The following is a 13,161-nucleotide window of genomic DNA, read 5'->3' as shown; positions in this document are numbered from 1 at the left end:
TTGACATGATCGAAACGTTTAGATTAGCGTTTGAGGCGTTCGGTGACGACGGAGGGAGGCCGTCCTTGTCATGCAGCACGGCAATTCCATCCCTGCGGAAGGCGTTATGGCGGACGGCTCGGCTATCGTGCTGAGCGCCGAGCACATCTCCAAGTCCTTCGGCGGCATCGCCGCGCTTGTCGATGTCGGCTTCGAACTGCGGCGCGGCGAGGTCCATGCGCTGATGGGCGAGAACGGCGCCGGCAAGTCGACGCTGATGAAGATACTATCCGGCGTCTATACGGACTATAATGGAACGGTCAGTATCGATGGCCATCCGGTGCGCTTTGCCGGCGTCCGCGAAGCCGAGCGCGCCGGCATCGCCATCATCCACCAGGAGCTGAACCTCGTTCCCGAACTCAGCGTCGCGGACAATATCTTTCTCGGCCGCGAGAAGCTGATCGCCGGGCTGATTGTCGACCGCAAGGCGAGCAGCCGCGCTGCCGGCGCGCTCTTGCAAAGGCTCGGCATCGAGCTCGACCCGGATGCGCGCGTCGGTGCCTTGCGCGTCGGCGAACAGCAGCTGGTCGAGATCGCCAAGGCGCTGTCTATGTCGGCGCGCATTCTGATCATGGACGAGCCGACCTCGGCGCTGTCGCCAGCCGAATGCCAGCGGCTGTTCCGCATTATCCGCCAGCTCGCCGATAGCGGCGTGGCGATCGTCTACATTTCGCACCGCATCGACGAGGTCATGCATCTGGCCAGCCGGGTCACCGTGTTTCGCGATGGACGCCACGTCCTGACGCAGACGATGGACAAGCTCGACGAAGACGCCATAATTTCGGCGATGGTCGGGCGAAACCTGCTTGCTTCCTCCCAGGAGCACCGCATCCCCGGTGGCAACACCATCCTTTCCGTAAGCGAGCTGTCGCTATCGAAGCCCAATCGCCATGGCTGGCGCACCGTGCTCGACGGCGTCAGCTTCGATCTTGCCGCAGGAGAAATCCTCGGTATCGGCGGGCTGCTGGGCTCGGGCCGTACCGAAATCCTGGAAACGATCTTCGGGTCCAGCGGAGGACGTGCTGGCGGTGAGATCAGGCTCGATGGCGAGGCAGTAGAAATCCGTTCGCCGCGCGATGCGCGCCGGCTCGGCATCGCCCTGGTCACAGAAGACCGCAAGACGCAAGGCCTGCATCTCGAGGCCTCGATCACCGACAATGTCGCGCTGCCGCTGGTCGGCGCGCTGGCGCGGTTCGGCCTGCGCTCGCTGGCCGGCGAGCAAGGGCTGGCACGGGACGCCGTCAAGGCGCTCGGTATTCGCTGCGAAACCGTCGAGCAGCCGGCCGGCACGCTGTCCGGCGGCAACCAGCAGAAGGTCGTCATCGGCAAATGGCTGGCGACGAGGCCACGGGTGCTGCTGCTCGACGAGCCGACGCGCGGCATCGATGTCGGCGCCAAGCGGGAAATCTACGATCTCATCTTCAAGCTGGCGCGAGACGGGCTGGCGATCGCCGTCATCAGCTCGGAATTGCCGGAGCTGCTGCATCTTTCCGACCGTATCCTGGTCATGGCCGATGGCCGCCAGACGGGAATCCTGTCCCGCGCGCAAGCCAGCGAGGAGGCCATCATGCGGCTTGCAGCGCCGCGACGGACCATGACGAGGCCTGCTGCATGAGCATTTTGCATATCCTGTCCCGGACGAAGCTCTATTGGGGCCTGATCGCAATCTTCCTGATCGGCGTGCTTGGCTCGCCGATCAGCTCCAAGGGCAACAACATCTTCCTGTCCTACGGCAACCTGCTCGATGTGCTGCGCCAGGTGTCGACCACGGGGCTGATTGCCACTGGCATGACAGCGGTAATCATCACTGGCGGTATCGACCTTTCCGTCGGCTCGCTGATGGCGATCTGCACGGTAGTCTGTGCCATGCTGCTGACGGTCCCCGGCGTGACGCCGGCGGTGGTGCTGGGGGTGCCGACAGTTGCCGTGGCAGCCCTTTGCCTCGGCATTCTCGTCACCCGTTTCATCCTGCTGAACATCGAAAAATCCCGCGCCGGCGCGCAGGCCACGCACGACATCAGGTTGGATAGCGTTCGTGGGCTGGTTACCCCCGGCATTGTCGGGGTGATCCTGTGCAGTCTGGTGCTGTGGTTCCTGCTGCCGCAGGTAGGCTCAAAATTCGGCGTGCTCGGCGTGCTGCTGGTGGCGCCTTGCGTCGGCCTGCTGTTCGGCGCGCTCAACGGCTTCATCATCGTCGCCGGACGGCTGCAGCCCTTCATCGTGACGCTGGCGATGATGGTCACTGCGCTCGGCATCGCCCGGCTGACAGCCGGCCAAAACAATGCGGTGCTGCCGGTCTACACCGGCTCGAATGCCACCGCCGATTTCGAAATGCTGCGCTCGCTGGTGTTCGGCGTGATTCCGATGCCGGGCCTGTTCTTCCTCGGCGCGATCCTGATCTACGGCGCCGTGCTGCGCTTCACGCCGTTTGGCCGCTATGTCTATGCCATCGGCGGCAATGAGGAAGCGGCCCGGCTGTCCGGCATCGCCGCCGGCCGCGTCAAGATCGCCACCTACGCGGTTTCGGGGCTGCTGGCCGGCATCGCGGCGGTGCTCTATGTCGCGCAATACCGGCAAGGCAAGCCGGACGCCGGCGCCGGGCTGGAACTCGACGCGATCGCCGCCGTGGTCATCGGCGGCACCAGCCTGATGGGCGGACGCGGCAGCCTCACCGGGACGTTCTGCGGCGTGCTGATCTTCGGGCTGCTCTCTAACATCCTGCAGCTGCACAACATCAATTCGAACCTTCAGCTGGTGCTGAAGGGGATGATCATCATCGGTACCGTGCTCGTACAGGAGCGCAATGCCGGCGATCTTCTCTTCTATCTGCGATTGCCCGGTGGGCAAGCGCACAAGGAAACGGCCGCGGCAAAGCGGCCGTCGCAAGAGACCGCGTCTCTGAATATTGGAGGAAACAAGAAATGAAACGACGTGAATTGTTGAAGCTTGCCGCGCTGACAGCGGCACTCCTGACCACGACCGCGATGCTTGCCGGCGGTGCCCACGCGCAGGACAAGAAATGGAAAGTCGGCTTCTCGCAGGTTACGACCATCGAACCCTGGCGTGCCCAGTTCAACAAGGATATCCTGGCCGAAGCGGCCAAGCATCCGGAAGTCGAGCTGATCGTAACCGACGGCGAGGACAAGACCGAGAAACAGGTCGCCGATGTCGAAAACCTGATCCGTCAGGAGGTCGATGCGCTCTTGGTGTCGCCGAAAGAGTCCGCCGGCCTGACCGGCGTCGTGCAGCAGGCGATCGATGCCAAGATCCCGGTCTTCGTGCTCGACCGCAACGTCGAAACCAACGACTACACGCAGTTCGTCGGCGGCGACAACAAGCTGATCGGCCGGGCTGCCGGTGAATATGCCGTCGAGCTGCTTGGCGGCAAGGGCAAGGCCGCCGGCAACGTCGTCGAAATCTGGGGCGGCATGGGCACCCAGCCGGCGCATGACCGCCATGACGGCTTCCATGAATTCACCGACAAGGAGCCGGGTATCAAGAACCTGCTCGACCAGCAGTCGGGCGACTGGAAGCAGGACCAGGCCTACAACATCATGGCCACGGCGCTGCGCAACAACGAAAAGATCGATCTCGTCTACGGCCACAATGATCCAATGGCCTATGGCGCCTATCTTGCCGCCAAGGACGCCGGACGTGAGAAGGACATCAAGTTCATCGGCATCGACGGCCTGCCCAATGAAGGCGTGCAACTCGTCGCCAATGGCGAGCTGACGGCGACGTTCACTTATGTGACGCCGGGCGCCGAAGGGCTGCGGCAGGCGATCAAGTTCCTGAACGGCGAGAAGGTGGAAAAGACCATCATCCTGCCGACGCAGAAGATCACCAAGGAAAATGCTGCCCAGATCCTGAAGGACAACGGCCTCTGAAGCCTATTGCCGGAGAAGGCGGCTCCGGTGTTCAGGATTCGGCCACGGCTCTCCTGCTCTTTGGGTGGGAAAGCTGTGGCCGAACCCTACTCAGTCGTCAAAACCCGATAACGGAAGCTTCATCACCTTGAATTAACCATCAACGTGAAGGAGAATCTTCCTATGGCTGAGACCTCAATCGAATGGACCGACGCGACGTGGAACCCGGTGGCCGGCTGCACGATCCTAACCGCCGGCTGCACGAACTGCTACGCGATGCGCATGGCGGCACGGCTAGAAGCCATGGGCGTGAACAAATATCAGGGCCTGACGCGCAAGACGGGCGGCCGAGCGAAGTGGACCGGCAAAGTAATGACCGATCCGAAATCACTGTCGATCCCTGTAACTTGGTCGAAACCACGCCGCGTTTTCGTGAACTCGATGTCTGATCTCTTTCATGTCGACGTGCCGGCAGATTTCATTCGACAGGTATGGGCTGTGATGGAAGAGACGCCGCGGCATACGTATCAGATTCTGACGAAGCGCCCGGAAGTTATGGCCAAGGTTCTGACTCGTGGCGACTTTCCCGTTCTGCCGAATGTCTGGCTCGGGACCAGTGTTGAAGATCATCGAGTGCTGGGTCGGCTGGATGACCTTCGCCGTGCACCAGCAGCAATCCGGTTCGTTTCTCTAGAGCCGTTGATCGGGTCTGTAGCCGGTGCCAATCTCACCGATATTCATTGGGCGATCGTTGGCGGTGAAAGCGGGCCAGGGGCACGATATATGAATCCTCACTGGGTCGACGAGATCCAAACGATGTGCCGACGCGCGGGCACGGCATTCTTCTTCAAGCAGTGGGGAGGCAATAACAAGAAAGCCGCCGGCCGCACGCTCAATGGTCGTATCTACGATGAAATGCCGGCAGCTACCGGCCTAGAAAAGGTTGCCTTGTCTCTGCTTGTTAGCCGCGACCTTCCAAAACGCCAGAGCGAGTTCATGCTTGGCGACTAGCAGGAGCCAATAAAGCGGCTGGTTGCCGGGCCCGGTTATTAGCTTGGGTTCCGGGGAGGGCCACACGCCAAGTCGCCCAACAAGCTCGGACCAATAGCGCAAAATTGCCTGGCGTGTTGCCTTGGCGTTTCCCGCTTTGATGGCGCTACGCCAGCCAGGAATGAAGGCATCGAAAACCGCCGAGTCGCCCGACGAGTATTTGTCGAGGTTTCGCTGCAGGTCCATCTGACTGACATGTACGAGTATGTCGACGTATCGGAGGTCTGACAGCGTCCTAATCATCTCGAAATTGAGAGTCTCCAGGTTGTAAGGATCCAGGTATGCGAAGTTCAGGCTATGAGGATTCACAAGGCTGACGATCGTCTTGATGGTGGCAACAGCATTACCCGTGATAGCCACGACCGGAGCGTTCAGCGCGCGTAGCCGTTTCTCGCAAGCCTCAACCCGCTCGGTTTCGATGTCTCCGATATATACCGCGGAGAATGGCGTTTTGCTGTCGGCGCTCTTTTTCCAGGCGGCAACCACACCGCCATCAATAAATTCGCTGGTACCGCGAATCCTGCACCTGCCTGGTCCACAGAACGGATCAATCAGAGTTGCGCCAGCTTTTCCCTGGTCGAGCCATTTCGATCGAACACCGCGACTGATGTCGACATAGCGACATAGATACTCGTGCTTGGTTTTGGCCCAAGCGCCGACCACCTCTACAGGCGATCCATCGTCGCCTTCAATAAGCTCCCCCACCAACGCCCCCGTTTTGATCGATCCAACCACCTTTAGTGTCAATCGACAAGCGAGGAGCTAACCACATCCTCCTAAGGCACCCCCCGACTGATACGCCGCCACCCTTCCCATTTCATGTGGACGAGCAAGCTAAGCCTTGCCAAGTCAGGCCATTCTCTCGTGGCAGCGCCGCCCTAAGCCAGCTTGGCCAGCAGCTTCATGAAAATGGCCGCCTCCTTGGCGGAAAGCGGCGCCAGCGTTTCCTGCGTAATCTCGCGGGCAAGCGGAATCAGCCGCTCGATCGCGTCGCGCCCCTCGGCCGTCAGATTGACCAGCAGGCGCCGTTTGTCGACTTCGTGTTTGCTAAGTTCGACAAAGCCTCGCGCTTTCAGCCGGTCGATGACACCTTTCACCGTCGCCGCATCCATGGCGATCAGGCTGCCAAGCTGGTTCTGCGAGGTCTCGCCGACGTCGCGCAATTTGGCCAGGGCGGCAAATTGCGGCGGCGTCAGATCGGCGATGTGTGCGGCGAAGATCGAGACATGGCGCTGGTGCGCCTTGCGCAGGATAAAGCCGACCTGCTCCTGCAAGCGATAGTCGTTTTCGTCAGGCTCCTCGGCCTCGACCAGCTTGAGCAGATTGTCTTCGGCGCTCACCTCAGCCCATCCCATGCCTTGATGTCCTTGGCAGCCAGCCCGCCCATGCGGTCATGCACGCGCGGGCCGCAGGTCATTGCGAGGCAAAACAGGATCTCGTCGGGACGCGGGCCATCGCTGATGCCGATTTCCATGGCATCGAAATGGCTGCGCACATAGGCCGCGTTGATGTGGCCGAGCGGCACATCGAGCCGCGCGCCGAAGCCGCCGACCTTCTTCGACGACGGCACGATCGACTTGGCGTCGCCAAGCCGTTCGCGCATGGCATAGCCGCCCGGCACATGCCACAGCGCGCCATGCTCCAGCTCGCCCGCCGCGCCGACGATGGCACCCTTGCCGTAACCGTCGATCTGTTTCACGTCGCCGCCCAATGCGGCAATGAGCCTGTCGGAGAGCAGCAGCCCGAGCGGCTTCAAATCCTCCATCGCGCTCTGCAGTTCCTCGACGTAACGGCCGGCGAACGGGTTCTTCACCACAGCCATGGCCGCGGCGCGGCGCCGCGGCACCTTCGCCACCGGCCCGCCTTCGTGAAAAATCTCTTCGGTCAGCACGGCGATCTTGCGGATCGGAAACTCAGGCATGAGCAATTTCCCTCTCTAAAACTTTGTTGGCGAGCGCCATCGGACCTGCGATGCGCACCTGACCGCCGAGGAAAAGCGCCGCGGTGGCAATCAGGCCGCGCCGCCGAAACTCCTCGGCAACGGCAAATCCGCTTTCCAGCGCAATAGCGATTTCAGCGGCGGAAAGCGGCCCCACGCCCTGCGTCACCAAACGGTCGCCGAGATCGCTGTCCGGTGCGAGATCGTGCGCCCGTATGCGCCTAACGGCCGGATGACCGGGCACGTCGACGGCGTTGGCGATCAAGGTCGCGGCGGCATCGGCTTCAGCACCCGTCCGCGCCAGCACCGTGACCGCGTCGGCGATGCCGAGCGAAAACGAACGGCCGCGCCAGCCGCTTGTCGCGACACCGCGGATCCCGTCTTCGGCGCGGATCGTGAGACGGTCTGCCAGCCCGTGACCTGTCCCGGCAATGGCAAGCGTCATCGACTGGCCGTGGCCGAGATGGATCGCGCTGTCGCCGCCATTGTTGACATAGGCGCGCTCGAGCCGGCGGCCGGCGAGCAGAACGCCAAGCACTTCGTCGGCTACCGAGCCGGCGACGGCCGCCATCGGCGTGATGAATTGTTTCGCTAGCGGAACGACCGCCGCTTCCATGCGACGTGCCGTCGGGCCGACAAACATGCGAGGACGCAGCGGCGCCTGGCGACGCAGTTCGGGCAACTCTTCGACCAGTTCGGGCAGGATTGTCTGGAAGCGCGTTGCCGCCTGATGATAGGCGGCGCGGCATTCGCTCGCCTCGCCGAAGGCCTCGACGATCAGATCGATCGGCCCATGATTGAGGTGAAGCCTTCGGCCGTCCTCGAGCCAATGCGCCTGCGGGCCGTTCATCACCCTGCCCCATTTGTCGTCGCGCGCCGCAGCTGCACCAGCGGCGGCCAGGGATTGTCGCGAGGTGCGGCCTTACCGCGGCGCGGGTTGAGATACTCGCCGCCCTTGGCCAGGATATCGTCGACGCTGCGGATTTCGGCTTCATAGCCGCCGAGCCTGACATAATCGTCGCGGCGCATGGTGAATTCGATGGGCGCCACCAGCGCCGGCGTCGGGACATAGCCGAAGGCGCCTTCCGGCACGCGGATGACGTCGACCATCAGCGTGATGCCGCCGCCCGGCCAGACATAGACCGGCGCGCCGCCGACCGTCACATAGGTCTTGAGGCCCTGCACCGAGCGGGTCAGATTGACCGGGTTCTCGGTGACGCCGGCGCGCAGCGAGCCGCCGGCGCCGCCGACGAAAAGCACGGTGCAGAGCGCCGGCTCGCAATTGTCCTCGATCAGTTCAACCGACTTCCGCAGCCGCTCCGGGAACGGTTTCTGCACCGGCTTCAATTCGTCGTCGAGCTCGTAATAGGCGAATTGCTCACCGGTGGTCGAGACCATCAGCAGCGACATGCCGGGGCGCGCACCCTTTTTGGCGCTCCATTCACCAAGGATCGACAGCGGGTCGGAGATATTGGTGCCGCCCCAGCCGAGGCCGGGCTCCGACACCTTGAAATAGCGGCCCGGCGTCGAACGGCGGCCGATGATCTTGATGCCGGTATCCTGCCAGCCAAGCACCTTGCCCGCCTGATGCTCGGAGACGACGCCGGTGATGTGGTCGTCGACCACCACCACCTCGTCGACAAGGCCGCGCCACTGGGTGGCGAACATGCCTATGGTGGCCGAACCGCAGCCGACGCGCATGCGCTGCTCGAGTTTGCCGTCGATGACAGGCGGTTTGCCGGCTTCGACGATGACGGTGGCGCCGCCGTCGATGACGAGCTCGACCGGCTTGCGGTTGCACAGCCTGAGCATGGCATCACAGGTGGCGCGCCCTTCAGCCTTTGAGCCGCCGGTCAAATGATGCACGCCGCCCAGCGACAGCATCTGCGAGCCGTATTCGCCGGTGGTGACATGGCCGATCGCCTCGCCTTCGGCACGGACCGTTGCCGTTTCGGGGCCGATATGACGGTCGGTGTCGATCTTCACCTTGACGCCGCAATAGGAGAAGATGCCCTCGGTGACGACGGTGACCAGATCGACGCCCTCGACCTCCTGGCTGACGATGAAGGGCGCCGGCTTGTAGTCGGGATAGGTGGTGCCGGCGCCGATCGCGGTGACGAAGCGGCGGCCGGTGTTGACCAGTTCGCCGTCCCAGCCCTTGCCTTCCTCGGCAAAGGGCACGACCGCGCCGCCTGTCTCGGCCGCGTGGTCGAGGATGGTCAGCGGATCCATCCGCACGATCCTGCCGCCAACATTGCCGTAGCGATCGCAGGCGCCGGTGCGGCCATCGGCGATGTAGCACATGACCGGACAGGCATCGCACCGGATCTTCTCCGCCACCAGCTTCTCGCCGGGATCGTGTGTCTCGAAGCGTTCGGCAAGCTCGCTCATCGGCGCGCCTCCTTGTCGAGGATGGCGGCGCGGATGCGGGTCGGAGTCGCCGGAATTTTGGTGACCACCACACCGGCGGCATGGCGTATGGCGTTGAGGATCGCCGGCGCCGTCGGGATCAGCACATGCTCGCCCAAACCCTTGGCGCCGAAGGGTCCTTCCGGATCCGGAAATTCTATCAAGATGGTCTCGATCGGCGGCACGTCGCCGATCGTCGGGATCAGATAGTCGTGCAGGTTTTCGGTGCGGCCGGGGATGTATTCTTCCATCAGCGCCATGCCGATGCCCTGGGCGATGCCACCCTCGATCTGGCCTTCGGCAAGCAAGGGATTGATGGCCTTGCCGACATCGTGCGCGGCGGTGATTTTTATCAGCTTCACGGTGCCGAGCCTGAGGTCGACCTCCAGTTCGGCGATCTGGGCGCCATAGCCATAGACGGCGTAAGGCTTGCCCTGACCTTTTGCATCGAGCGGCTGCGTCGGCGGGTCGTAGCTTTCCTCGGCCCGGAAGACGAATCCTTCGGCGTCTGCCTTCAGCGAGGAAAGATCGATGCGGCGCGTCGCTTCGCCTTCCCCGATGCTCAGACTTGTGCCGTCCAGCGCAATCGCCGCCTTTTCCGAGACATTGGCGAAACGCAAGATCTCATCGCGCAAGGCGCGGCCGGCCTTTTCGGCGGCCTTGCCGGTGACGAAGGTCTGGCGCGAGGCCGATGTCTTGCCGGCGTCGGGGGTGATCGCCGTGTCGGCGCCTTTCAGCCGGAGCTTTTCTAGCGGAAGCCCCAACGCGTCGGCGCAGATCTGCGCGATGACAGTGTTCGAACCTTGCCCGATATCGACCGCCCCCTGATGCAGGACGACTTCACCCGATACCGAGATGCCGACCTTGATGGTCGACGGATTGGGCAGCGAGGTGTTGCCGCAGCCGTACCAGCAAGAGGCCACGCCGACGCCGCGTTTTTTGATGCTGCTACCGGCATTGAACGCTTCGGCATCACGAAGGGCACGCCGCCAATGTGAGCGGAGGGCCTCCAGGCAGTCGGCGATGCCGACGCCTGACTCGAGCCGCTGCCCGGTAACTGTTTCGGATCCGTTCCGAAGGCAGTTCTTCAGGCGAAAGTCGAGCCGGTCCATGCCTAGCTTGTCGGCCAACTCGTCATAGAGGGTCTCCTGCATGATCGTCGCCTGCGGCACGCCGAAACCGCGAAAGGCGCCGGCAATCGGGCCATTGGTGTGGATGGCGCGGCCTTCGGCGCGATAGTTCGGCGTCGCATAGGGGCCGGAGGCGTGCACCGGCACGCGGTTGGCGACCGTCGGCCCCCAGCTGGCATAGGCGCCGGTGTTGAAATCGCCGGCGAAGACCATGCCGGTGACGCGGCCGTCGGCATCGGCGCCGATGCTCGCTCTCATCCGAGCGGGATGGCGCTTGGTGGTCGAGATCATCGATTCGGTGCGGGTATAGGCGAGTGCCGCCGACCGGCCGGTTTTCATGGCGACGAGGCCGATGAGCGGTTGCAGCGAGACATCGAGCTTGGAGCCGAAGCCGCCGCCGGTGGCGGTCGGCACGATGCGCACCTTTTCCGGGGCAAGGCCGAGCACTTTTGCCGTGTCGTCGCGGTCCATATAGGGGGCCTGCGTGCAGGCGACGACGACCAGCGTATCGCCGTCCATGAAGGCATAGCCGGCTTCCGGTTCGATATAGGCATGCTCGACATAGGAGGTGTCGATGGCGCCGGAAACGACGAAAGCCGCACCGGCAAGGGCGGCCTCGGGGTCGCCACGCTCGACGAAGCCGGAGGTGAGCAAGTTCGAGGGCCGGTTTTCATGGACCAGTGACGCACCGCCGGCCTGTGCTTCGCAAGGCTCCAGAAAATGCGGCAATTCGGTCCAACTGACAGGAAAATCGGCAAGGTCGAGATCGACGATGGCCTCGCGTTCGCCGGCAACCAGCGCCACCGCCTCGCCGCGAAAGCGCGAAAATGCTTCGGCCAGCGCCGGCTGGTCGGCGAAGGGCGCGATGACGCCGAAACAATTCTTTCCCGGAATGTCGGCGGCGGTAAAGACGCCGGCAATGCCGGGACGGGATTTCACCCAGCCATCGAGATCGCCGAAGCTGAAGGCCGCATGATAATGCGGCGAGCGGATCACCAGCACCGACAGTGCATCCATGGGAAAGGAATCGCCGCCGAATTTTTCGACGCCGGTGACTTTCGGCACGCCATCGAGGCGGATCGGAGAGGAGCCGACGGCGTGGCCGGACAATGGCATGCGCGGATCGAGACCATCGGCGTGGCGCCAAGCATCCATCACCGCGGCGACGATCTTGCGGTAGCCGGTACAGCGGCAGAGCACGCCGCCCAGCGCATCCTGCGTTTCGGCCTCGCTCGGGTAAGGCGTCCTGTCCAGCAGTGCCGTTGCGGCGACCAGCAGGCCGGGCGTGCAGGCGCCGCATTGTGCTGCGCCATGGCTGAGAAACGAGGCCTGCAGCGCCGACAGCCTGCCATCGCCGAGACCTTCGACGGTCGTCACCACGGTGCCGGAGGCGGAAGCCGCCGGCATCAGGCAGGCGCAGACCGGCTCGCCGTCGACCAGCACCGTGCAGGCGCCGCAATCGCCGGCATCACAGCCGATCTTGGTGCCGGTCAGCCGCAGCTCGTCGCGCAACACGGCGGATAGCCGCCGCACCGGCGGCACGCAAACGCTGACGGCGGCGCCGTTGACCTCGAAGGCGATGTCGGCGCGCTCCATGCCCATCATGCTGCCGCCCTTTCGCCGGGAATAGCGCCCACAGCACCAAGCACGGCACGGGCAACGATCTCGCGCGCCGCATCCAGCCGATATTCGGCGCTGCCGCGCACGTCGCCGATCGGCGACAGCTCGTCCATTGGCGCGGATTGGATGGCAGTGGCCAGCGCGGGGCCGACCGGACGGCCGCGCAGCGCCGCCTCGACGCCCGCCAAGCGCCTGGCGACGACCGAGCAGGACCCGACGGCGACGACCGCGTTCCTGACGATGCCATCTTCGATGGCCAGGCGTGCGGCGGCCATGGCGATGGAGATGACGAGATAACGCCGTGCGCCAAGCTTCACGAAGGCGGAGCTGCCGGCGGTCGCGGGTTTGGGAATGCGGATTGCCGTGACCATTTCGCCGGGCTGCAGAGCGGTGCGACGGTTGCCGAGGATGAATTCTGCAAGGGGCAGATGCCGGGTCGCCACCGAGGAACGCAGTTCGACCTCGGCGTCGAGCACCAGCAGCGCCGGCACGCCGTCGGCGGCCGGCGAGGCATTGCAAAGATTGCCGGCAATCGAGGCAACGTTCTGGATCTGCACCGAGCCGACTTCCCGCGCCGCCTGCTTCAGCGCGTCGAAAGCCGCCGGCAGCGGATGGCGGACGAGATCGGTCCAGGTGGTGCGCGCGCCAACGAGCCAATGGTTCTCGGCTTCGGCAATGCCGCGCAATGCCGCCAAGCCATTGATGTCGAGGACATTGTCGCGGAAAGGCTTGCTGCCCTGTGCCGGATAGAAGTCGGTGCCGCCGGCGAGGATGCGCCATTGTCCTTCGCCCAGCAAAGCGAGGGCGTCGTCGACCGTGGTGGGTTTTGCGTAACGGATCACGCTTTGCCTTCCCAGAATGGACTTCCCGAGAGGGGATCCTGCCGAAAGATTTTCCCGAGCATGCAAGGCAGGAAATTCATTCGTATGCAAATGATATCAAGCCGGCAGGAATTGTCAAAGCCAGAGTTTGCACGGCTATGGGCACCGGTGCGCCCGGAACGCATTTGTTATGCCGTGAGAGGTTGACGCAGCCGGCCATCTGGTCAAGTTTCTGCGTCCGGTCGCGTTTTCATTGGAGCCTAAGCTCAAGACCAAGAAAATAAGGA

The 13,161-nt window shown here is 63.5% G+C and carries 11 protein-coding genes; 4 read left to right on the top strand and 7 right to left on the bottom strand.

Translation table 11 applies throughout. The annotated features are described in order from the left end of the window. Positions 1-70: 70 nt before the first annotated feature. From NKG95_RS23390 to NKG95_RS23375, 4 genes are all read left to right on the top strand, one after another. Entirely contained in the window at positions 71-1,654 is a 1,584-nt protein-coding gene (locus tag NKG95_RS23390) for a sugar ABC transporter ATP-binding protein (protein ID WP_352790260.1), read from the top strand. Continuing rightward, positions 1,651-2,964, top strand: coding sequence for an ABC transporter permease (locus tag NKG95_RS23385; RefSeq protein ID WP_023718176.1), 1,314 nt, complete (start codon positions 1,651-1,653; stop codon positions 2,962-2,964). The genes NKG95_RS23390 and NKG95_RS23385 overlap by 4 nt, the downstream gene beginning before the upstream one ends. Continuing rightward, positions 2,961-3,926, top strand: a complete 966-nt coding sequence (locus NKG95_RS23380; protein WP_353042682.1) for a substrate-binding domain-containing protein — start codon at positions 2,961-2,963, stop codon at positions 3,924-3,926. The genes NKG95_RS23385 and NKG95_RS23380 overlap by 4 nt, the downstream gene beginning before the upstream one ends. Positions 3,927-4,088: 162 nt before the next feature. Further along, positions 4,089-4,916: a DUF5131 family protein gene (locus NKG95_RS23375; protein ID WP_353042681.1), complete on the top strand. Its 828-nt coding sequence runs from the start codon at positions 4,089-4,091 to the stop codon at positions 4,914-4,916. Here NKG95_RS23375 and NKG95_RS23370 read toward each other — a convergent pair. The 7 genes from NKG95_RS23370 to NKG95_RS23340 form a co-directional block, all read right to left on the bottom strand. Then, positions 4,839-5,690, bottom strand: coding sequence for a three-Cys-motif partner protein TcmP (locus NKG95_RS23370; RefSeq protein WP_353042680.1), 852 nt, complete (start codon positions 5,688-5,690; stop codon positions 4,839-4,841). The genes NKG95_RS23375 and NKG95_RS23370 overlap by 78 nt on opposite strands. A 143-nt stretch (positions 5,691-5,833) precedes the next feature. Then, complete coding sequence (locus NKG95_RS23365; protein WP_023718174.1) at positions 5,834-6,295, bottom strand: MarR family winged helix-turn-helix transcriptional regulator; 462 nt, start codon at positions 6,293-6,295, stop codon at positions 5,834-5,836. Further along, positions 6,292-6,876, bottom strand: coding sequence for an amino acid synthesis family protein (locus tag NKG95_RS23360; protein WP_023718173.1), 585 nt, complete (start codon positions 6,874-6,876; stop codon positions 6,292-6,294). The genes NKG95_RS23365 and NKG95_RS23360 overlap by 4 nt, the downstream gene beginning before the upstream one ends. Then, positions 6,869-7,744, bottom strand: a complete 876-nt coding sequence (locus NKG95_RS23355) for a UPF0280 family protein (RefSeq protein ID WP_352846894.1) — start codon at positions 7,742-7,744, stop codon at positions 6,869-6,871. The genes NKG95_RS23360 and NKG95_RS23355 overlap by 8 nt, the downstream gene beginning before the upstream one ends. Then, entirely contained in the window at positions 7,744-9,285 is a 1,542-nt protein-coding gene (locus NKG95_RS23350) for a 6-hydroxynicotinate reductase (protein WP_352484339.1), read from the bottom strand. The genes NKG95_RS23355 and NKG95_RS23350 overlap by 1 nt, the downstream gene beginning before the upstream one ends. Then, on the bottom strand, positions 9,282-12,035 hold the full coding sequence (locus NKG95_RS23345) for a molybdopterin-dependent oxidoreductase (protein ID WP_031193738.1): 2,754 nt from the start codon (positions 12,033-12,035) through the stop codon (positions 9,282-9,284). The genes NKG95_RS23350 and NKG95_RS23345 overlap by 4 nt, the downstream gene beginning before the upstream one ends. Continuing rightward, a complete protein-coding gene (locus NKG95_RS23340) occupies positions 12,035-12,895 on the bottom strand; it encodes an FAD binding domain-containing protein (RefSeq protein ID WP_353023354.1) in 861 nt (286 codons plus the stop codon). The genes NKG95_RS23345 and NKG95_RS23340 overlap by 1 nt, the downstream gene beginning before the upstream one ends. Between the last annotated feature and the right edge of the window lie 266 nt (positions 12,896-13,161).

It is taken from the genome of Mesorhizobium sp. M1423 (assembly GCF_040317575.1).
In the GTDB taxonomy this organism is placed as follows: Bacteria; Pseudomonadota; Alphaproteobacteria; order Rhizobiales; family Rhizobiaceae; genus Mesorhizobium.
This window is presented reverse-complemented; position numbering and strand designations above follow the sequence as displayed.